The organism is Streptomyces indicus (genome assembly GCF_900100315.1).
Classification (GTDB): domain Bacteria; phylum Actinomycetota; class Actinomycetes; order Streptomycetales; family Streptomycetaceae; genus Streptomyces; species Streptomyces indicus.
Genome location: NZ_FNFF01000008.1, coordinates 213,421 through 234,661, shown reverse-complemented (window position 1 = coordinate 234,661; position 21,241 = coordinate 213,421). Strand labels below are relative to the sequence as shown.

The 21,241-nt window shown below is 71.0% G+C and carries 18 protein-coding genes; 6 read left to right on the top strand and 12 right to left on the bottom strand.

Translation table 11 applies throughout. The features are described from left to right. Positions 1–48 precede the first annotated feature (48 nt). From BLT97_RS21225 to BLT97_RS21205, 5 genes are all read right to left on the bottom strand, one after another. Positions 49–996 carry an FKBP-type peptidyl-prolyl cis-trans isomerase gene (locus BLT97_RS21225; protein ID WP_093612615.1) on the bottom strand — a complete coding sequence of 316 codons (948 nt, stop codon included), beginning with the start codon at positions 994–996 and terminating at the stop codon, positions 49–51. Between the two features lie 228 nt (positions 997–1,224). After that, the gene (locus tag BLT97_RS21220; RefSeq protein WP_093612613.1) at positions 1,225–2,241 is read right to left on the bottom strand and encodes a hypothetical protein; all 1,017 of its coding nucleotides are present in this window, start codon (positions 2,239–2,241) and stop codon (positions 1,225–1,227) included. A gap of 179 nt (positions 2,242–2,420) precedes the next feature. Further along, positions 2,421–3,611, bottom strand: a complete 1,191-nt coding sequence (locus BLT97_RS21215) for a hypothetical protein (protein WP_093612611.1) — start codon at positions 3,609–3,611, stop codon at positions 2,421–2,423. Between the two features lie 362 nt (positions 3,612–3,973). Then, positions 3,974–4,996: a hypothetical protein gene (locus BLT97_RS21210; protein WP_093612609.1), complete on the bottom strand. Its 1,023-nt coding sequence runs from the start codon at positions 4,994–4,996 to the stop codon at positions 3,974–3,976. 169 nt (positions 4,997–5,165) lie between these two features. Continuing rightward, positions 5,166–5,669 (bottom strand): LURP-one-related/scramblase family protein, encoded by a 504-nt coding sequence (locus BLT97_RS21205; RefSeq protein WP_093612607.1) that lies wholly within the window; start codon positions 5,667–5,669, stop codon positions 5,166–5,168. Between the two features lie 127 nt (positions 5,670–5,796). On the opposite strand from BLT97_RS21205, the gene BLT97_RS21200 reads away from it, so the two are divergent. Further along, a complete protein-coding gene (locus BLT97_RS21200) occupies positions 5,797–7,620 on the top strand; it encodes an NHL domain-containing thioredoxin family protein (RefSeq protein ID WP_093612605.1) in 1,824 nt (607 codons plus the stop codon). Between the two features lie 75 nt (positions 7,621–7,695). Here BLT97_RS21200 and BLT97_RS21195 read toward each other — a convergent pair whose 3' ends face one another. The 4 genes from BLT97_RS21195 to BLT97_RS21180 form a co-directional block, all read right to left on the bottom strand. Further along, a complete protein-coding gene (locus BLT97_RS21195; RefSeq protein WP_093612603.1) occupies positions 7,696–8,409 on the bottom strand; it encodes a DUF4232 domain-containing protein in 714 nt (237 codons plus the stop codon). Between the two features lie 130 nt (positions 8,410–8,539). After that, positions 8,540–8,761 (bottom strand): DUF6458 family protein, encoded by a 222-nt coding sequence (locus tag BLT97_RS21190; RefSeq protein ID WP_093612773.1) that lies wholly within the window; start codon positions 8,759–8,761, stop codon positions 8,540–8,542. A 97-nt stretch (positions 8,762–8,858) separates the two neighbouring features. Beyond that, positions 8,859–10,151 (bottom strand): M18 family aminopeptidase, encoded by a 1,293-nt coding sequence (locus BLT97_RS21185; protein ID WP_093612601.1) that lies wholly within the window; start codon positions 10,149–10,151, stop codon positions 8,859–8,861. Between the two features lie 172 nt (positions 10,152–10,323). After that, positions 10,324–12,150, bottom strand: coding sequence for an acyl-CoA dehydrogenase (locus BLT97_RS21180; RefSeq protein WP_093612599.1), 1,827 nt, complete (start codon positions 12,148–12,150; stop codon positions 10,324–10,326). A 172-nt stretch (positions 12,151–12,322) separates the two neighbouring features. Between BLT97_RS21180 and BLT97_RS21175 the strand changes: the two genes are divergently transcribed. From BLT97_RS21175 to BLT97_RS21165, 3 genes are all read left to right on the top strand, one after another. Beyond that, positions 12,323–12,817 (top strand): SseB family protein, encoded by a 495-nt coding sequence (locus BLT97_RS21175; RefSeq protein ID WP_093612597.1) that lies wholly within the window; start codon positions 12,323–12,325, stop codon positions 12,815–12,817. A gap of 126 nt (positions 12,818–12,943) precedes the next feature. Further along, the gene (locus BLT97_RS21170; protein ID WP_093612595.1) at positions 12,944–13,900 is read left to right on the top strand and encodes a pirin family protein; all 957 of its coding nucleotides are present in this window, start codon (positions 12,944–12,946) and stop codon (positions 13,898–13,900) included. 105 nt (positions 13,901–14,005) lie between these two features. Next, positions 14,006–15,064, top strand: a complete 1,059-nt coding sequence (locus BLT97_RS21165) for an AI-2E family transporter (protein ID WP_093612771.1) — start codon at positions 14,006–14,008, stop codon at positions 15,062–15,064. Positions 15,065–15,190: 126 nt separating this feature from the next. Here BLT97_RS21165 and BLT97_RS21160 read toward each other — a convergent pair whose 3' ends face one another. After that, a complete protein-coding gene (locus tag BLT97_RS21160; protein ID WP_093612593.1) occupies positions 15,191–15,436 on the bottom strand; it encodes a hypothetical protein in 246 nt (81 codons plus the stop codon). 1 nt (position 15,437) lies between these two features. Further along, on the bottom strand, positions 15,438–17,615 hold the full coding sequence (locus BLT97_RS21155; protein ID WP_093612591.1) for an ATP-binding SpoIIE family protein phosphatase: 2,178 nt from the start codon (positions 17,613–17,615) through the stop codon (positions 15,438–15,440). Positions 17,616–17,876: 261 nt separating this feature from the next. Between BLT97_RS21155 and aspS the strand changes: the two genes are divergently transcribed. Further along, positions 17,877–19,658 (top strand): aspartate--tRNA ligase, encoded by a 1,782-nt coding sequence (gene aspS, locus BLT97_RS21150; protein WP_093612769.1) that lies wholly within the window; start codon positions 17,877–17,879, stop codon positions 19,656–19,658. 154 nt (positions 19,659–19,812) lie between these two features. On the opposite strand, the gene BLT97_RS21145 is transcribed toward aspS, so the two are convergent. Further along, a complete protein-coding gene (locus BLT97_RS21145) occupies positions 19,813–20,304 on the bottom strand; it encodes a hypothetical protein (protein ID WP_245769446.1) in 492 nt (163 codons plus the stop codon). 250 nt (positions 20,305–20,554) lie between these two features. Between BLT97_RS21145 and BLT97_RS21140 the strand changes: the two genes are divergently transcribed. Further along, entirely contained in the window at positions 20,555–21,193 is a 639-nt protein-coding gene (locus BLT97_RS21140; RefSeq protein WP_093612589.1) for a vWA domain-containing protein, read from the top strand. The last annotated feature ends 48 nt before the right edge of the window (positions 21,194–21,241 follow it).

Sequence of the window (21,241 nt, the reverse complement as noted above, 5' to 3'; positions counted from 1 at the left end):
CCCATTCCGTATCCACAGCCTGTGGATACGGAAACGGCAGGACTCCGCTCAGCGGCGCCGCGTATCGATCACATCCAGTACGTACGCGGCCGCCGTGTCCTTCGGCATCCCCAACGCCCCCTTGGTGTGCGTGAATCCGGGTCGTGCGTCGTCCGGCACGGCGACCAGGAGGCGGCTGCCCACCCGCTTGCCGTCCAGCGCCTCGAACCAGCCGGGCAGCATGGCCGCGTCCTTCATCACGAAGCCGTTGGGGCCGTTGCGCAGATACGTCGAGTTGAACGGCGTCTTCTTGCCCCACTCCACGCCCGTGTACTGGAGCACCACCGTGCTCCCGGGCTTGACCACCGGGCCCTTGCCCTCGGCCAGCGTCCGCACGCGGGTCTTCTCCGGCTTCGCGCCGAAGTCCGCAAGCACCGGCTCGGCTCCCGCCGCCTTCACGCGCACCGAAGGGAACCCGTCACCCGCGGGCCACGTGCCGGGCCCCGCGGCCTGCGCCTTGGGGTCGTAACCGCCGATCACGTCGAAGACGAGCACCATGTGGTCGGTGGGGGTGACCTGCGCGGGCGCCATCCCGTGCGGACCGAAGCCGTGCGTCGCCGGCGAGACGAGCAGCACGCGGCTGCCCGCCTTGCGGCCGAGCAGCGCCTGGTCCCACGTACGCGAGACGTGCTGGCCGTCGAGCACGGCGGTGGTGGGCTGTTCGAGGCGGTACGTGTCCATCAGCGGGCGGCCGCTCTCCCAGATCCGCATGTCTACGTCGGTGACGATGACCTGGCCCTTGCGGGTCACGGGGCCGTCGCCCTCCGACAGGACCTTCATCCGGGCCTGCTCCGGCGGCGGGAAGCTGGGCATCGCCACCTGGGGCCGGCTGCCGAACTCCCCGGTGACCTTCGGGATGTTCTGCGGCTTCTCGCTGCATCCGGCGGTCGGCAGAACAAGCGCCGCGAGCACGGCGAGTGCGGCGGTACGGCGTAGGCGGTGGGGTCGTGCGGCCACCGTGGTCTCCTTCGGCAGGCGGGGGATCCGATATCCGCCCAGCCTTGCCCCGGGTGCTCGTCCGGGGCCGCACCGCACGCGAGAAGCCGCCTGCCGTACGCTCTTTCGGCGTACGGCAGGCGGCTTCGAGCTGCCCGGTCGGTCCGGAGACCCTGTCAGGTCGGAGTCCCTGTCAGGTCGGAGTCCCCTGTCAGCCGGTGCGGGGCGCACCCCCACCGGCCGTGCGGACTACCAGCAGGAGGACACGTCCCGCATGCCCGCGGCCGCGGCCCCGGGCGGGGCGAACGGCGCGCAGGACTTGTTCTCGGGCAGGCCCGGGACGGCGGCACGGTCCGAACCGGCGCGCTGGCCGGTCGGCGCGGGCGCCTTCACCGCGAACTTGTCGGTGATCGCCGGGTCGCGCAGCACCGCCGCGTGGGCGACCGTCACGTCCGCGACATCAGTGCCGAGCACGCTCGCGTGGATGCCGTTGACGTAGCCGCTCGTGGACTTCGGGTCGTACTTGTACGCCCCGTTGGGACCCTTGGTCGGGTTGCCCTTGATGTCCGTCGTGACCTGCTCGTTCGTGGTCGCGAGGGCGAGCGGGGCCTGGGTGTAGTCCTCGGGGATGCGGACGCCGAGGTTGACCGCCCAGATCGGCGGGATGTCGATGATGCGGGCGCCCGCCACCGAGATGTAGCCGCGTGCGGCGCCGCCCGTGAAGGAGACGGGCTTGCCCGGCTGCGAGTAGGCGGACACCGAGATGCCCTCGACGTGCACGCCGAACGGGGACAGCTGCGTGCCGCCGGTCGGGTTCTGGATGTAGGGCAGGCCGATGTCGACGGCCGCGCCGCCGGCGTCCGCGTAGACCTCGCCGCGTGCCGGGACGTCGCTGCCGCCGGACGTGGACGCCGGGTGGGCGTGGCCCATCGCGCGGGAGTAGAGCGCCGAGACCTTGCCGAGGCCGATGCCCTTGGGGGCGAGGTTCACGAGCTCCTTGCCGCCCGCGTGCTGCTTCGGTGCCTGCGGGGTGATCGGGTAGTGCGACTGGAAGAGCTTGGCGTCGATGATCTTGCCGAGGCCCTTCACCCGGACCACCCAGGCGTCGGCCTGGACACAGTCCGTGGTGTCGACGACGGTGCCCCAGTCGTCGACCCCGCCGGGTGCGTGGGCGGCCTGCGCCGGGAATGTGGCGGCCGCCACCGCGGTCAGGGCGACGCCCGCTGTCAGCAGGGCGCGCGACCCGGAAATGCGCCATGAGGCCATGGCCGACCCTCTCTTTCGGTGATTCTCCCGGGAGTTGGGTCCCGGGTGGGTTCTTCGGGAGCTGAAGGAGGTGTTGCGAGGGAGCGGCCGAGAGGAGTGGATTCGGCCACCGATAGTTAGAGGCTCGCTACGCAGTGCGATAACCGCATGCCGGAGGGGCCATCTGGGGGGCGTGACCGTCACTGTGCGTGAGGGCCGGCGGCCGGGGTGCCCTTGGCCGGCGCGGTGGTCGCCTGGTCCGGGGCCGGGGTGCCCTTGTGGAGTACGGCCGCGTGTCCGGCGGTCATGTCGAGCGCCTCGGGGAACAGCAGCGTGAGGTGCGCCGCGTTCGCATAGCCGCTGGTGGCCTGCGGGTCCGGGGCGTAACCGCCGTGCTTGCCGGTGGTCGGGTGCCCTTGCGCGTCCGTGGTGATCTGCTCGTTGAGCGTGAGCAGACCCCAGGCCGGCAGCTTGCTGTCGGCGGGCAGGCGCAGACCGGTGTTGGGCTTCAACGGGCCGTCGAACCGGTGCAGTTCACGCCCGAACGAGACCACGCTGCCGCCGCCGACCTCGGTGCGGAACTCGGGCGCGCGGTCCGCCCGGCCGGTGGCCGTGGTCACCGCGTCGCGCAGCTCGAGCCGCACCGGCAGCCGCTTCTCCGGTACGGGTTTGCCCGCAGCCTTCAGATACGGGACCCCCAGCTCGGCCCGGCCGATGCGGGCCTCCGCGTGCACCGCGCCGTTCTGCAGGAAGGTGCGGGCGGAGAGGTGGTGCAGGGTGCCGAAGGAGTACTTCTTGCCGAGCTCCAGCGGCTTGGTGACGTTCGCGGCGGCCGGGGCGTGCGGCAGGGCCGGCAGATGCGCCTCGACGAGCCGCGCGTCCGCGCCGCCGCCCGCGCCGAGGGCGCGCAGGGCCCACGCGTTGGCCTGCGCCGGCTCGTCGGTGCTGACGACGGTGCCCCAGTTGGTGGCGGTCGGCGGCAGCGGGGCCGTCGCGGCACCACGCGCGCTCTTCGGGCGGAACATGTCCAGCCACGGGTCCACGGCCCCGTGCACGAGGTCGGCCACGCCCGAGAACGGGTTCCAGGACTGCGCGTCCTTCGGGAGCTGCGGCAGCTCGGGCAGACCGGGGACGGCGGGCTCCTCGGGTTCGATGACGGGCGGGGCCACCGGCGCCACGGGCTGGGTCTTGTTCCCCTCGCCCTGCGGCTCGCCCTTCTCGTTCACCTCGATGCCGCCGGGCGGCGGGAACGGGGGCGGCTGAAGACCGTCGGCATGGGCGCCGGAGGCGAGGGCCGTCAGGGAGAGGGCGACCGCGGCCGCCGCGGCGAAGGCGGCGCGCGGCAGACGGCGGCGGTCGGGCTGGGAGGGCGTGGACGTCGTGTCCGGCATGAGGACCCCCTGGTCCGGGAGTGGGAAAGGGTGAGGTGGGTGAAGTGGGTGAGGCGGGCGTGTGAGGCCTTGGGGCGAACGCGGCTCCTGGCGAAGGCAGTTGAGTCGGAGCAGGTCCGAGTCCCCGTACTGGAGAGGCCGTTGACCATCGCGAGCCGTCCGAGCCGTCCGAGCCGTCCGAGCCGTCAAGCCGTCAAGCCGTTCAAGCCGTCCGGCCGCCGCACCGCCGTACGACTCGGCGGGCGGCGGCCGGAGACGGCCGCTCGGGAGGCCCGGACGGACGGGTCGGCCGGATGTGCCGACCGTCCGTGCCGTGCCGCACCGGCGGTGCGGCCGGGGTCACAGCACCCCGGCCCCGGGTGTCACTGCGCCGGGGCCACCGCGGGGGCCTCGACGGAGGGCATCTGCGGCTTGACGGCCAGGTCCTCGCCGGTCGGCAGCTTGGTGCCGTCCGTCGTGACCATGTCCAGGAGGCTCGGGAGCTTCTTCGGGAGCTTGTCCTTGAGCATGTCCGTCTTGGCGGGGTCGCGGATCACGGCGGCGTGGCCGATCGTCACGTCGGCGACGTTCGGACCGAGCACGCTCGCGTGGATCGCGTTGACGTAACCGCTGGTCGCGCGCGGGTCGTACTGGTACGAGCCGTTCTTGCCCTTGGTGGGCACGCCCTTGTTGTCGGTGGTGATCTGCTCGTTGGTCTGCGCGATGATCGGGGCCGCGTCGTCACCGGTGGCCGGGATCGTCGCGCCCAGGTTCACGGCCCAGATCGGCGGGATCTCGACGACCGTCGTGCCGAAGAGCGTGATCTTGCCGCTGGCGGCACCGCCCTGGAACTCCACGGGGCGGCCCGGCAGCGAGCGCGCGTGCACGTCGATCGCGTCGACGTGGACACCGAAGCCGGTCAGCGCGGTGCCCGCGAAGACGTTGCTCTCGACGTACGGGAGGCCGATGTCCACCGAGCCGCCGCCGGCGTTCGCGTACGCGGCGCCCGGGACCGGCATGGTCGTCTTGCTCGACTTGCTGACCGGCAGCTTGTTGGTGAGCGCCTTGGCGTAGAGGGCCGACACCTTGCCGAGGCCGACCTTGCCGACCGGGGTGGGCGCGGTGAGGTTGACCAGCTCGTTGCCGCCCTCCATCTCACGAGGGGCCTTCGGGGTGCCCGGCGACGCGGCCTCGAACAGGCGGGCGTTGACGATCCTGCCCACGCCCGTGACACCGGCGACCCAGGCGTTGGCCTGGACGCCGTCCGGGGTCTCGACGACCGTGCCCCAGTCGTACGAGGGGTCCTTCACGTCGGCGGTCGCGGTACCCGCGACGCCGACCGCCACGCTGAGAGCGAGCCCGGCCGCGGTCGCGGCGCGCAGGCCCGTGGTGTGCCATGCAGACATAGCCACCCAATTCCTTCCTTACGGATGAAGGTCGACAAATCGACCACTGTCCGTAAGCGCACCATCGCTCTCGGTGACCCGCACGTCATGCGAAGGCATCCGGGTGCCGCCCCGCGGCCTGGACCGCTCACCGGCCCGGCCTCCCCTCAGTCCCCGGGCCCGGTCTCCCTCAGTCCCCGGGCCCGACCTCCCGCTCCTTCTCGGCCAGCCGGATCACGCACACCGCGACCGCGATCATCAGCGAGGGATCGGCCTCCTCCCGTACGACGTCGACGCCGTAGGTGTCCCGTACGCGCAGCCAGCGCCGTGAGATGTGCGCGAGCATCTCGCCCTCGTACTCGACGACGAACTCGCGGTCCAGGATCTTGCCGCTGACATCGAGCTCGGTGCCGTCCACGAGCTGCACGCGGTAGTGGTTGCGAAGCAGCGAGAAGCGCTTCTTCTTCACGGTGGCGAGCGCCTCGCCGTCCCGCTCGATGGTCATCGCGTCCCGCAGGCTGAACATCTTGGCCCGGATGTCGATGAGCACCCGCCCCTGCGGGTCCTTGAGCTCGAAGGTCTCCCTGAGCCGCATCGCCTTGCCGTCGACGAAGAAGGCCTTGCGGCCCTGCTCGTCCTCGATCCAGTAGTCGTCACCGATGCCGAGCAGTCGGTCGCGTACGAGATATTTCATGCGGCCATCCGTACCCCGGGCGGCGGGCGCCCGCCCCGGGAGCGCGGGTGACCGGCGTCTGTATGGGGGTGACAGGGCACACGTACGGGGTGACAGGGCACACGTACGGGGGTGGCAAGCTTGAAGCATGAACGATGCCGCTTCCGCCCCCCGCCGTGCCCGAGTCCGCGCCCCCGAGCTGATCGGCAAGGGCGGCTGGCTGAACACCGGAGGCGAGCAGCTCAGCCTCGCCGATCTGCGCGGCCGGATCACGATCCTCGACTTCTGGACCTTCTGCTGCATCAACTGCCTGCACGTCCTCGACGAGCTGCGCGAGCTGGAGGAGCGGCACAAGGACACCGTCGTGATCGTCGGGGTGCACTCGCCGAAGTTCGTGCACGAGGCCGAGCACGCGGCCGTGGTCGACGCCGTCGAGCGGTACGAGGTGCACCACCCCGTGCTCGACGACCCCGAGCTCGCCACCTGGAAGCAGTACGCGGTACGGGCCTGGCCCACGCTCGTCGTCATCGACCCCGAGGGCTATGTCGTCGCGCAGCACGCGGGCGAGGGCCACGCGCACGCGATCGAGAAGCTGGTCGAGGAGCTGGAGGCCGAGCACGAGGCGAAGGGCACGCTGCGGCGCGGCGACGGTCCGTACGTGGCGCCCGAGCCGGTCGCGACCGATCTGCGCTTCCCCGGAAAGGCGCTGCTGCTGCCGGGCGGGACCTTCCTGGTCTCCGACTCGACCCGGCACCAGCTGGTCGAGCTGGCGGCGGACGGCGAGACGGTCGTACGGCGGATCGGCAGCGGTGAACGCGGGCTGCGGGACGGGCAGTCGAGCGAGGCGCAGTTCAGTGAGCCGCAGGGCCTCGCGCTGCTGCCCGACGGGCGCGTGATCGTCGCCGACACGGTCAACCACGCGCTGCGCACGTTCGATCCGGCCACCGGCGCGGTGGAGACCGTGGCCGGCACCGGGCGCCAGTGGTGGCAGGGCTCGCCCGCCTCGGGGCCGGCGCGCGAGGTCGACCTCTCCTCGCCGTGGGACGTGGCGTGGTTCGACGGTCTGGTGTGGATCGCGATGGCCGGGGTGCACCAGCTGTGGACGTACGACCCGGAGAGCGCGACGGTGCAGGTCGCGGCGGGTACGACCAATGAGGGCCTGGTCGACGGGCCGGCCGCCGAGGCCTGGTTCGCGCAGCCCTCCGGGCTCGCGGCCGCCGGGGACCGGCTGTGGATCGCCGACTCCGAGACCAGCGCCCTGCGCTGGATCGGCACGGACCGCGTCGTGCACACGGCGGTGGGCACCGGGCTCTTCGACTTCGGGCACCGCGACGGGGCCGCCGAACAGGCCCTGCTCCAGCACCCGTTGGGCGTCACCGCGCTCCCCGACGGCTCGGTCGCGGTCTGCGACACGTACAACCACGCGCTGCGCCGCTTCGACCCCGCGAGCGGCGAGGTCACGACCCTGGCCACCGATCTGCGCGAGCCGTCCGACGCCGTGCTCGTGGACGAGGACATCGTGGTGGTCGAGTCGGCCCGGCACCGGCTGACCCGGCTGCGGCTGCCCGAGGAGGCCGTACGCGTGGAGGCGGTGGCGCACCGCACCCAGCGCGCCGCCACCGAAGTCGCCCCGGGCAAGCTCACGTTGGACGTGGTCTTCCAGGCGCCGAGCGGCCAGAAGCTGGACACCCGCTACGGCCCCTCGACCCGCCTGCTCGTCTCCGCCACCCCGCCGGAGCTGCTGCTCGCGGGCGAGGGCGCGGGCACGGACCTGAACCGCGCACTGGAGCTCGACCCCGCGGTGGCGGAGGGCGTGCTGCACGTCTCGGCGATGGCGGCCTCGTGCGACGACGACCCGGCCAACGAGTACCCGGCCTGCCACGTCCACCAGCAGGACTGGGGCGTCCCGGTCCGTCTCACCGAAGGCGCGACGGACCGGCTGGCGCTGGTGCTCGCGGGGATGGACGCGTAGGGAGTGCGGGACGTGTAGGGAGTGCGGGGCGGGCCCGCGGTGCATCCGCGCGCCCGCCCGCGACCACCCCGGCTGCTAGCTCAGCGCCACGTCCAGCTCCTGCTGCCAGTACGTCACCGTCGGCTCGTAGATGAACAGGTCGTTCACCTTGAAGCTCTCCGGCCGGCCGAACTGGAGTGTGGAGCCGTCGCCGCCGACCTTCTTGATCAGGTCCACGGACAGGGACTTGGCGTGCGGCTTGCTGCCGTCGTCCGCCTGGTCGGCCGGGCTGGTGTTGAGTCCGGCGTACGCGGAGGCGCCGGGCTTGAGCGTGACGACGGCCTGCGGCTTGGTGTCCTCGCGGCCCTCGGCCGTGCCGTCGAGATCGGGGCCGAAGCTCACCACCGGGTAGGACAGCACCGTGCAGGTGCGCTTCGAGGTGTTGGTGAGCGTGATCAGCTGGTAGTTGACCGGGCGCGGGGCCGCGGTGACGGTCGTCTTCGTCTCCGCGTCGGTGCACGGCCCGGTGCCGCCACCGCCGCCCGTGGCCGGCTTGGAGGGCTTGCCCGCCGGGACGGTCTTTCCGCCGCCGCCCTTGGAGGGGGTGTCGGTGGGCTGCGTCTTGCCGGACCCGGACCCGTTCCCGGTCCCCTTTCCGGAGTCCTTCGACGAACCCTTCGAGGACGAGCTGCCCCCGGACGACCCCGACGACTTGCGCCCGGAACCGGAGTCCGAGCAGCCGGTCAGGACCATGCCGACAGCGGCCGTCCCTGCGATGACGAGCGCGGCGCGGCGACGCAACGTACCCATGAATCTGTCCCCCGTGACGTGAAGTGCGGTCGGTGGGAACGGAGTTGGGGCCGCCTGCGCGCGTGCCGCGGCAGCTCCCGTACCGTCCCGAGCACCAAGACGAGGAACGTCCGGTCTCAGTTCCCTCGCGTCACTCGTAACGCCGCGTCTGCTGCTCGTCGACCACCGTGGCGCCCGGAGCGATGACCCGCCTGCGCCGCGCGGCCGAGCTGAAGGCCACGACGCCGATGATCCCGACCAGCATCAGGATGATGCCGACGACGTCGAGATTGACTCCCTGCATCTCCCAGTTGGTCGCGAACGTGAGGATGGCGCCGGCTGCGATCAAGATGATGCATCCGCCCATGCCCATGACTTCCGCCTCCCTGTACATGGCTGTTCCGGCACACCGGGTACCCGGAGCCGGAACAGCCATGCGAAAGCCGGGAGTTCACCTCACGGCCCTGGGGTCAGCCCTCCAGGAACGCCGTCAGCGCGCTCGCGAGGAGGTGCGGGTCGTCCGAGCCGCACAGCTCGCGCGCGCTGTGCATCGACAGGATGGCGACACCGATGTCCACGGTCTTGATGCCGTGCCGCGCGGCCGTGATCGGGCCGATCGTGGTGCCGCAGGGCATCGCGTTGTTCGAGACGAAGTGCTGGTACGGAACGCCGGCGCGCTCGCACGCGTCCACGAACACCGCACGGCCCGAACCGTCCGTCGCATAGCGGTTGTTGACGTTGACCTTGAGGATCGGGCCGCCGTTGGCGCGCGGGTGGTGCGTCGGGTCGTGCCGCTCCGCGTAGTTGGGGTGCACGGCGTGGCCGGTGTCCGAGGAGAGGCAGACGGTGCCGGCGAAGGCGCGTGCCTTGTCCTCGTACGAACCGCCGCGCGCGAACACCGAACGCTCCAGGACGGAGCCGAGCAGCGGGCCGTCGGCGCCGGTGTCGGACTGCGACCCGTTCTCCTCGTGGTCGAAGGCGGCGAGGACCGGGATGTACGAGAGGTCCCCGGCGTGCGCGGCGGCGGCGAGCGCGGCCGTCGCGGCGTGCACGGAGAGCAGGTTGTCCATGCGCGGGCCCGCGAGCAGCTCCTCGTCGCGGCCGAGGTAGGCGGGCGGCTCGATGGAGTGCACCATCAGGTCCCAGCCGGTCACCTCGCCGGCCGCGATCCCGTTCTCCTCCTCCAGGAAGGAGATCAGGTCGCCCTCGCGGGCGTCGCCCAGGCCCCAGATGGGCTGCATGTGCTTCTGCTTGTCGAGCTGGAGGCCCTTCTCGTAGATGGACCGGTCCATGTGGATCGCGAGCTGCGGGACGCGAAGCAGCGGGCGGCTGACGTTGACCAGGCGGGTCGTGCCGTCGCGCAGCGAGAGCCGGCCGGCGAGGCCGAGGTCGCGGTCGAGCCAGGAGTTGAGCAGCGGCCCGCCGTAGATCTCCACGGCGACCTGCCGCCAGCCGTACGCGCCGGTGTCGGGCAGCGGCTTCACGCGCAGGTTGGGGGAGTCGGTGTGGGCGCCGACGATACGGAACGGGGTGTGCGCGCCCGCGCCCTCCGGCACGTACCAGGCGATGATCGCGCCGCCGCGCAGGACGTACTTGCCGCCGTTCGTGCCGTCCCACTCGGCGCCCTCGTCCACCTGCCGGAACCCGGCCTTCTCGAGCCGCTCCGCCGCGCTCGCGACCGCGTGGTACGGCGTGGGGCTCGCGGCGAGGAAGGAGATCAGGTCGTCGGTGTGGCTTCTGTCGAAGCGGGGAGAGCTGCTCATGGGTTCACTGTAACGACGGGCTCCCCGTGGGCTTCCGGGGAGCCGCGGCGTCAGAGCCGGTGGTACTCGGTGAGGTCGATGTCGATCGGGACCTGCGCGACGACGGACGGCCCGTCCCCCGACCGGGACGGGCCGTCACGCGCAGCGGACGAGCGGGATCAGCTCACCGGGCTCAGAAGGCCGCCTCATCCAGGTCCATCAGGTCCAGGTCCACGCCCTCGGCGAGCTTGCGTGCGCCCGTGACGCCCGGCAGGACGTTGGCGGCGAAGAACTTCGCGGCCGCGATCTTGCCGGTGTAGAAGGCCTTGTCCTTGGCGGAGGCGTTCGGCAGCTTCTCGGCGGCCACCGCGGCGGCCTTGAGGAGCAGGTAGCCGACGACCACGTCACCGGAGGCGAGCAGCAGGCGGGTGGTGTTGAGGCCGACCTTGTAGATCGAGCGGACGTCCTGCTCGGTGGCCGCGAGGTCCGTGAGCATGAGGCCGACGATGGCCTCCAGCTCGACGGCCGCCTTGGCGAGCTGGTCGCGGGCGGTGGCGAGCTCCTCGCCGCCGGTGCCGACCGCGAGGAACTTCTTGATCTCCTCGGCGAGGCCGTTCAGGGCGGCGCCCTGGTTGCGGACGATCTTCCGGAAGAAGTAGTCCTGGCCCTGGATGGCGGTGGTGCCCTCGTAGAGGGTGTCGATCTTCGCGTCGCGGATGTACTGCTCGATCGGGTACTCCTGCAGGAAGCCGGAGCCGCCGAAGGTCTGGAGCGACTGCGCGAGCTGCTCGTAGCCCTTCTCGGAGCCGTAGCCCTTCACGATCGGCAGGAGCAGGTCGTTGAGCGCCTCCAGCTGCGAGGCGTCCTCGCCGGCCGTCTCCTTGACGAGGATCTCGTCCTGGATCGACGCGGTGTACAGGACGAGCGCGCGCATGCCCTCCGCGTACGCCTTCTGCGTCATCAGGGAGCGGCGCACGTCGGGGTGGTGCGTGATGGTGACCTTCGGCGCGGTCTTGTCCATGAAGTTGGCCAGGTCCGGACCCTGCACGCGCTCCTTGGCGTACTCAAGGGCGTTGAGGTAACCGGTGGAGAGCGTGGAGATCGCCTTCGTGCCGACCATCATGCGGGCGAACTCGATGATGCGGAACATCTGGCGGATGCCGTCGTGCTTGTCGCCGATCAGCCAGCCCTTGGCGGGGTGCTGGTCGCCGAAGGTCATCTCGCAGGTGTTGGAGGCCTTGAGGCCCATCTTGTGCTCGACGTTGGTGGCGTACACGCCGTTGCGCTCGCCCAGCTCGCCGGTCTCGAAGTCGAAGAGGTACTTCGGGACGAGGAAGAGGGACAGGCCCTTGGTGCCGGGGCCGGCACCCTCGGGACGGGCGAGGACGTAGTGGAGGATGTTCTCCTCCATGTCGTGCTCACCGGACGTGATGAAGCGCTTGACGCCCTCGATGTGCCAGGAGCCGTCCTCCTGCTGCACGGCCTTGGTGCGGCCCGCGCCCACGTCCGAGCCGGCGTCCGGCTCGGTGAGGACCATCGTCGAGCCCCAGAGCTTGTCGACGGCGATCTTCGCCCACTTCTTCTGCTCCTCGGTGCCCTCCTCGAAGAGGATCCGGGCGAACGCCGGGCCGGAGGAGTACATCCAGATCGCCGGGTTCGCACCGAGGATCAGCTCCGCGTAGGACCAGATCAGGGACGGCGGGGCGGTGGTGCCGCCGATCTCCTCGGGCAGGCCCAGACGCCAGTACTCGGAGTCCATGAAGGCCTTGTACGACTTCTTGAAGGACGCCGGGACCGGGGCCGTGTGGGTCTCCGGGTCGAAGACCGGCGGGTTGCGGTCGGCGTCGGCGAAGGACTCGGCCAGCTCGTTCTCCGCGAGGCGGGTCAGCTCGGCGAGTACGTCCTTGGCGGTCTCGGTGTCCATCTCCGCGAACGGGCCGGTGCCGTACAGCTTGTCGCGGCCGAGCACCTCGAAGAGGTTGAACTCGATGTCGCGGAGATTCGACTTGTAGTGCCCCATGGCGACGGCTCCGTATAAGTCCGGGGAGGAGTGGATCAGGCCGATGATCCGGCAGGATCCTCGTATGCGTACCAGCTAGTAGCCACGATGATGCTACCCGTCGGTAATAAGATGCAACCCCAAACCGGCCATCTGTGACACCCGCCATTTATGGCCCGGTACTCTCGGTGCCATGTACGGCTACGACCAGAGCCCCGGCGGGCAGCAGTACGCGCCGCCCATGCCGCCGCAGGGACAGATGCCGGGCGGCATGCAGGGTGGCATGCAGGGCGGCTACGCCCAGCAGCCCCCGCTCTACCCCGAGCCGTCCCCGCCTTCCCTCGCGGACGCGGTGCGCGCGTTCACGACCGGCTCGATGTCGGCCGAGGACTTCCAGCAGATCTTCGCGACCTCCAAGGTCTACTGCCCGCGCGGGGACAACCCCGGCTTCCTGGCCCTGCACAACACGCAGCACCCCGTGATCCCGATGTTCACCTCCCTCAAGGAGCTGCGCCGGTACGCGGGCAAGGAGTCCAAGTACTTCGTGATCACCGGCGCCGAGGTCATCGACCTGCTGCCGACGGGGTACGGCTTCGTGCTCGACATGGAGGGTGAGCACCGGATGGTCTTCGACGCGAAGGCCGTGGAGCAGATGGTCGACTTCGCGATGCGGCGGATGTACGGCTGACCGCGTACGCGGTGATCGTGTAGGTGATGGGCGGGCCCCGGAGGAATTACTCCGGGGCCTTTCGCGTTCCGGGTAGCAGAAAGTTCGAGATTCAACTATTCTCGGATCACGAAGGAGGTACCGACCATGCCTGCTGTAACCGTCGAGAACCCGCTGACCCTGCCCAAGGTGACCGCCCCCGCCGATGCGGTGGCGCGCAAGGTCCTGGCCGTGACGACCGCGCCGTCCGGCTTCGAGGGGGAGGGCTTCCCGGTGCGCCGCGCGTTCGCGGGCATCAACTACAAGTACCTCGACCCGTTCATCATGATGGACCAGATGGGCGAGGTGGAGTACGCGCCGGGCGAGCCCAAGGGCACCCCCTGGCACCCCCACCGCGGCTTCGAGACGGTCACGTACCTGATCGACGGCACCTTCATCCACCAGGACTCCAACGGGGGCGGCGGCACCATCCAGAACGGGGACACCCAGTGGATGACCGCCGGCTCGGGCCTGTTGCACATCGAGGCGCCGCCGGAGGACCTGGTGATGTCCGGGGGGCTGTTCCACGGGCTCCAGCTGTGGGTGAACCTGCCCGCGAAGGACAAGATGATGGACCCTCGCTACCAGGACATCCGCGGTGGTCAGGTGCAGCTGCTCAGCTCCCCCGACGGCGGCGCGCTGATGCGTGTCATCGCCGGTGAGCTGGACGGACACGAGGGTCCGGGCATCACGCACACGCCGATCACGATGATCCACGCGACCGTGCGCCCCGGCGCCTCGGTCACGCTGCCGTGGCGCTCCGACTTCAACGGTCTCGCGTACGTCCTGGCCGGACGCGGCACCGTCGGCGAGGAGCGGCGGCCGATCCACATGGGCCAGACGGCGGTCTTCGGCGACGGCGGTTCGCTCACGGTCCGCGCGGACGAGAAGCAGGACGGGAACACCCCCGACCTCGAGGTCGTCCTGCTCGGCGGGCAGCCCATCCGCGAACCCATGGCGCACTACGGCCCGTTCGTGATGAACACGAAGGCCGAACTCCAGCAGGCCTTCGAGGACTTCCAGAAGGGCCGGCTCGGGACGGTGCCCGCCGTCCACGGCATGTGAGGCTGCTCGGTGCATGAGTGACGGCCCGTCGGTCTGACGGGCCGTCACTCATGCGGTCCCGCCCGCCGTGCGCGCGGCGGGCCCCGGTGGTCGTCTGGGACCGTGCTGACCCTGCTGCCCGAACCCGCCCGCAAGCTCGGTGCCTGGTGTGTGCTCGCGCTGCTGCTCGCCGCGCTGGCCGCCGTGGGCATCTGGCTGTGCGTCTACCTCAAGACCGCGGTCACGCCCGTGCTGCTCGCGCTGCTCGGCACCGCGCTGCTCGGCCCGATGTACCGGCGCCTGCTGAGGATGAAGGTGCAGAAGTCCCTCGCGGCCGGGCTGACCTGCGCGGCCGTCGTGCTGGTGGTCGGCGGTGCCACGTACATCGTCGTGAGCGCGCTGATCGAGACCGGCGACCAGATCATCGCCTCGCTTCGGCAGGCGGCCAAGTCGCTCACCGAGCACCTCGGGGCGGCCGGCACCTCGCTCGACGATCTCGCCGCCAACTCCAAGGATCTGCTCTCGAAGTTCGGCAGCACCGCGGCCTCCGGTGTGATCAGCGGGGTCAGCGTCGTCGGCGGGATGATCGCGATGGCGGTGCTCGCGCTGCTCCTCGTCTTCTTCTTCCTGCGCGACTCCGACCGCGCCGTGGCCGCGATGCACTCCCTCGCGCCCCGGGGCCGCGGCGAGGCCGTCGAGGCGATGGCGCGCCGGGCCTTCGAGGCCATCGAGGGCTTCATGCGCGGGACGACGCTGATCGCCCTCATCGACGCGCTCTGCATCACGGTCGGCCTGCTGATCCTCCAGGTGCCGGGGGCCGTCGGGCTCGGGGCGCTGGTGTTCGTGGGCGCGTACATCCCGTATCTCGGCGCCTTCATCTCCGGCGCCGTCGCCGTGCTCGTCGCGATCGCCGACCGCGGCTGGATCATCGGGCTCTGGGCGCTCGGGGTGGTACTGGCGGTGCAGGTCCTGGAGGGCCACGTCCTGCAACCGATGATCCAGAGCCGCACGGTCCAGATGCACCCGGCGATCGTGATGATCGCGATCACCGCGGGCGCCTCGGTCGCGGGCATCCTCGGCATGCTCCTCGCGGTCCCGCTGACGGCGGCGGCATTCGGCATCTATTCGGAGCTGCGGGTGCAGTACGGGCGGGGCAAGGGTACGGAGGCACCGGAGGCCGGGTAAGGATCGCCCGCCGCCCGGCCTGCGTACGGGGCGTGCGTCAGCGGTCGTCGGACCGGAAGACCTGCTCCGCACCGTCCGGGCTCTCGTATTCGGCCGTCCACGGTGAGCCCAGGCCGGCGAGCGCCGTCAGGAACGTGTCGAGTCGTGCGGGGTCGCGAAACCGTTGTAAGTGACGGGCGAGACCGGCAGCACTTCGAGCCGTGCGGAGGCGCACTCGGCCTCGTACTCGGTCCAGCTGGACGCCCGTACGCTCCAGCCCTTGGCGGTGAAGAGACGCGCCGCGTGCTCGGCGTCCACGGCCCAGTGGAGGAAACCGCAGATGTTGGTCCCTGACCGGTCCTCGGCATCCTGAGCCTGCTGGTCGAGGCCCATCTCAGAGCTTCACCGTCTCGTACAGCTCGAACCAGATCGACTTGCCCTGGCCCTGGGGGTCCACGCCCCAGGCGTCGGCGAGGAGTTCCATCAGGACCAGGCCGCGGCCCGATGAGGCGAGTTCGCCGGGGCGGCGTTTGTGGGGGAGGTCGTCGGAGGCGTCCGAGACGTCCACGCGCAGGCGGCGTTCGCCGATCTCGCCGCGGGCCTCCGCGGTGAGCAGGGCGTCGCCGTCGGTGTGGACCAGGACGTTGGTGACCATCTCCGAGACCAGGAGCACCGCCGAGTCGACCTGCTCCGGGTCCGCCCAGTCGTGCAGCAGGGCGCGCAGCTGCTGGCGGCACTCCGCGATGCGCTCGGGCTCGGCCTGCGCTACCGACAGCTGGATGCGGCGGACGGCCGGATGCGCCGGCTCGCCCGTGTCGCAGCCGCAGCCGGGGCCCGGGCGGCAGAGCAGCACGACGGCGATGTCGTCCTCGCGGCGGTCGGCGAGATGGCCCGTCGAGTGGTGCGAGGACGGGCCGTGCACGCCCTGGACCAGCGCGTCCGCGAGCTCCTCGATGTCCGCGTCGAGGTGCTCCTCGAGGATGGGCTTCAGGCGCGTGAAGCCCGTGTACAGATCGTGGCCGCCGGTCTCGATCAGGCCGTCGGTGCAGAGCATCATCAGCTCGCCGGGTTCGAGCGTGATCGAGGTGGTGGGGTAGTCCGCGTCGGGGTCGATGCCGAGCGGCAGGCCGCCCGCGGTCTGGCGGATCAGCGCGGTGCCGTCGCTGGTGCGCACCACCGGGTCCGGGTGACCCGCGCGGGCGATCTCCAGCCGGCCGGTGACCGGGTCGGCCTCCACGTACAGGCAGGTGGCGAAGCGCGGGTCGGCGGTGCCGCCGGCGTCGGGGCCGCCGGTGGAGCCGTACGTGATGGAGTCGGTGATCCCGTTGAGGAAGCGGGAGGCGCGGGAGAGGACCGCGTCGGGGCGGTGGCCCTCGGAGGCGTACGCCCGCAGCGCGATGCGCAGCTGGCCCATGAGGCCGGCGGCCCGTACGTCGTGGCCCTGGACGTCGCCGATGACGATCGCGATCCGGCCGCTGGGCAGCGGGATCATGTCGTACCAGTCGCCGCCGACCTGGAGCCCGCCGCCGGTGGGCACATAGCGGGCCGCGATGGACAGACCCGGTATTTCGGGCCCGAGGGTCGGCAGCATCGAGCGCTGGAGGCCCTCGGTGAGCTCCCGCTCGCTCTCGGCAGCGCCCGCGCGCGACAGGGCCTGCGCGAGCATCCGGGCCACGGTCGTCAGGACCGAGCGCTCGTCCGGGGTGAAGGAGACGGGGTGCGCGAACCCCGCCATCCACGCGCCCATCGTGCGGCCCTGCACGGTCAGCGGCAGGAAGGCCCAGGACTGGCGGCCGAAGCCGCGGACGAAGGGCCAGGCCGCCGGGTAGCGGGCGGCGTACTCCTCCGGGCTGGACAGGTAGATCGCGCGGCCCGTGCGCACCACGTCGGCCGCCGGGTAGTCCGCGTCCAGCTTGAAGTTGCGGAAGGGCTTCTCGTCGTCCCGGGTGTGGCCGTGGTGGCCGATGACCTTGAGGTGGTCGCCCTCGACGCCGAAGACGGCCAGCCCGTTCGGCTCGAAGCCCGGCATGGACAGGCCCGCGGCCACCCGGAGCACCTCGGAGGTGGAGCGGGCCTCGGCGAGCGCGCGTCCCGCGTCAAGCAGGAAGGCCTCGCGCGAGCGGCGCCAGTCGCCGGTGACGGGGGTACGGGCGGAGGCGCCCGGCGGCGGTTCGCCGACCTCCTGGAGCGTGCCGATCAGCTCGAACTGGTCGCCCTTGACCAGCGGCTTCGTACGGGTGCGCACGGTACGGATGACATGGCCGCGCTCGTCCATGATGCGCAGCCTGGCCTCGGCGAGGGTGCCTTCGAGGACGGCGAGCTGCACGATCCCGTTGATCTCGTTCCAGTCCACCGGGTGGAAACGGGAGCGGATCCCGGCCTCCGTCAGGGCGACCTGGCCCTCGATCGGGGCCTCGGGGGTGCCGAGCCCGAGCAGGCGCGCGGCCTCGGCGTCGAGGGTCACGACGCCCGTGGCGTTGTCCCACCGCCAGAGCCCTGTGGCGACCGCTTCGAGCACCTCCCCGACGGGAGGCAGGCAGGCGGCCCGCTCGCCGTCGGGGTCCGTTCGCATTGCCCCAGGTTACGTAGGAGTAGGGGAAAGCCGCACGTCGCGGGGGCCTGGCCGGGGTGCGGTGAGCGTACGGGCTCCGCGGGGCGGCTGCGGTCCCCGGGCGCGGGGTGCCAGGCCCCCGGGAAACCCGGACGGGCCGCCGGGCGGTGACGGGTAACCTTGAGCACGTTGATTCCCGCCTGTCTCGCGACGAACGACGCGAACAAATCCCCGCGGCACGGCCCACGAGACACCGTGCCCGCGAAGAACTGGATGAAGAACATGCACCGGTACCGGTCCCATTCCTGCGGCCAGCTCCGTTCCAGCGACGTCGGCCAGGACGTCCGGCTCAGCGGCTGGCTGCACAATCGGCGTGACCTCGGCGGCATCCTCTTCATCGATCTGCGCGACCACTACGGCATCACCCAGCTCGTCGCCCGCCCCGGCACCGCCGCGTACGAGGCCCTCGACAAGCAGACCAAGGAATCGGTCGTACGGATCGACGGCAAGGTCGTCTCCCGCGGCGCCGAGAACGTGAACCCGGAGCTGCCCACCGGCGAGGTCGAGGTCGAGGTCGCCGAGGTCGAGGTGCTCGGCGCCTCGCAGCAGCTGCCGTTCCAGGTCAACGCGGACGACGGCGTGGGCGAGGAGCGCCGCCTGGAGTACCGCTTCCTGGACCTGCGCCGTGAGCGCATGCACCGCAACATCATGCTGCGCACCCAGGTCATCGCCGCGATCCGCGCCAAGATGGTCGCGCTCGGCTTCAACGAGATGGCGACGCCGATCCTCACCGCCACCTCCCCCGAGGGCGCGCGTGACTTCGTCGTCCCGTCCCGTCTGAATCCCGGCAAGTTCTACGCGCTGCCGCAGGCCCCGCAGCAGTTCAAGCAGCTGCTGATGATCTCGGGCTTCGACCGCTACTTCCAGATCGCGCCCTGCTTCCGCGACGAGGACGCCCGCGCCGACCGCTCGCCGGGCGAGTTCTACCAGCTCGACGTCGAGATGAGCTTCGTCGAGCAGGAGGACGTCTTCCAGCCGATCGAGAAGCTGATGACGGAGATCTTCACCGAGTTCGGCGGCGGTCGCGAGGTCACCTCCCCCTTCCCGCGGATCCCGTTCCGCGAGTCGATGCTGAAGTACGGCAACGACAAGCCGGACCTGCGCGCCAAGCTCGAACTGGTCGACATCTCCGACGTGTTCGCCGACTCGGAGTTCAAGGCCTTCGCCGGCAAGCACGTCCGTGCGCTGCCCGTCCCGGACACCGCGGGCCAGACCCGCAAGTTCTTCGACTCCCTCGGCGACTACGCCGTGGAGCAGGGCGCGAAGGGCCTCGCCTGGATCCGCGTCGGCGAGGACGGCTCCTTCCAGGGCCCGATCGCCAAGTTCCTCACCGAGGAGAACAACAAGGTCCTCACCGAGCGCCTGGGCCTGACCGCCGGTCACGCGGTGTTCTTCGGCGCGGGCGAGTTCGACGAGGTCTCGAAGATCATGGGCGCGGTCCGCGTCGAGGCCGCCAAGCGCGCCGGCCACTTCGAGGAGAACGTCTTCCGGTTCTGCTGGATCGTGGACTTCCCGATGTACGAGAAGGACGAGGAGACCGGCAAGATCGACTTCTCGCACAACCCCTTCTCGATGCCCCAGGGCGGCATGAAGGACCTGGAGGAGAAGGACCCGCTGGACATCCTGGCCTGGCAGTACGACATCGTCTGCAACGGCATCGAGCTGTCCTCGGGCGCCATCCGTAACCACGAGCCCGACATCATGCTCAAGGCCTTCGAGATCGCGGGCTACGACCGGGACACCGTCGAGCACGAGTTCGCGGGCATGCTGCGCGCCTTCCGCTTCGGCGCCCCGCCGCACGGCGGCATCGCCCCGGGCGTGGACCGCATGGTCATGCTCCTCGCGGACGAGCCCAACATCCGCGAGACCATCGCGTTCCCGCTGAACCAGAACGCGCAGGACCTGATGATGGGCGCCCCGACGGAGCTCGACGAGTCCCGTCTGCGCGAGCTGAACATCTCGCTGCGCAAGCCGGTGGAGAAGAAGGAGAAGCCGGCCGAGTAAGGCGTACGTGCGCGCAGGCGCAGGCATACGCAAGGGGCCCGGAACCGTGGTGGTTCCGGGCCCTTCGCGCGCCGGTAGCCGGTAGCCGGTCGCCGCTCGCCGAGGCCGCTCGCTACCCGCTGATCGCTACCCGCTGATCGCTACCCGCTGATCGCTAGCCGCCGATCGCGGCCGAGTACGAAGCCAGCGCGTAGAGCGTGACCACACTGGCCGCCGCCACCGCCACCACCCAGGTCACGGCCTTGCGCCCGCGCGAGCGCCCGGGGCGCGAACCCTTCGGTGCCTTGGGCGGCTTGGGTGCGCGTGGCCGGCGCGACGACCCGCGCACCGGTTCGTAGACGGTCGGGGGCTCGGCGGCCGAGGTCAGGTCGGCCAGCAACCGGCGGCAGGCCGCGGCCAGTTCGGCCGTGCCGGCGGCCAGCGGAACCACCGTCTCCGTACGCGCGGGCGCCGTGGTCCCGCCGTCGAGAATGAGCCCCGCGCGGATACGGACATCCCCCCGGGTGCCCGCGACGCCGAGGCTGATCCACCGCTGTACGTGCTCACCGCGGATGACCATCCCGCCGTCGCGTTCGCGGTAGAGCGTGTGGTGCTGCCAGAGAACCTTCGCCAGGTCCTTGGCAGCCGGGTACAACTGCGCGCTCAAGGTCCCCCCTTGGGCCTGTCGTGCGATAACTGCCGCAATGTTCAGGAATCTTGCGGCATGTGCCGCATGTGTAGTGCACATGCCGAGTATGGAAACGCCGCACTCTAGCAGCGCGTCCGCGACGGATCCGAGCGGCCGGGCAAGGCGCAGACCGCTGAGGCGCCGAAATGCCCACCGTGCGGCTGAAGTTGGGGCGGATCCGGCCGGGTGCCGGAGCGGAACGCAGTAGCATCCGGCCGGGGGTGGATGGATGAACGTGGTCCTCGCGCTCGCGGCGTTCAGCCGGGCGCACTCTGCGTCGGCCTCGGTACGGGAGGCGGGCCTCTTCGCGCTGGAGTTCTCCGAGCAGGAACTGGGTCAACGGGCCACTCCCGTCTGGCTGTTCGACGCGGAGCCGGTCAGGATCCCGCCCCCGCGCGGGGAGACCCCGGAGCAGTGGGCGGACCGGTGGCCGGCCCCCGACGGGGGTGCGCAGGGGCGGCACGAAGGGCTGTTCCAGGACCGCAGGCAGCTCGCTCCGGTGCTGCGCGCGGTGGCGGAGGTCTGCGCCGCTTCGGACGACCGTCCCACCGTGGCCCTCGTGGTGCTCACCGGGGGCCCGCGGGACGAGCAGGCTGCCCTGGAGGTGCTGCGCGAGACCGCCGGGCGTCCCGTCCTGTTCGTGTTCCTCACCGACGACCAGGGCCACCTCGGCTTCCTCGACGGCCTGGACCGGCAGCCCGGTGAGCCGGCGGACGTGGTGGTGATCCGCGGTGGCGTCTGGTCCTCCGCCTGGGCCCGGCTGCGCCGGACGCGTGGCATCCGCCGGGCGGTGAGCCACTGGCTGCGCGGCCTGCCGCTCGCCCTGGTCGAACCGCCGGAGGCCGCCGCGGAGACGGCCGACGTCTGACCGAGGACGGGAGCTGACCCAGGACAGGAGCTGCCCGCGTACGGCGAA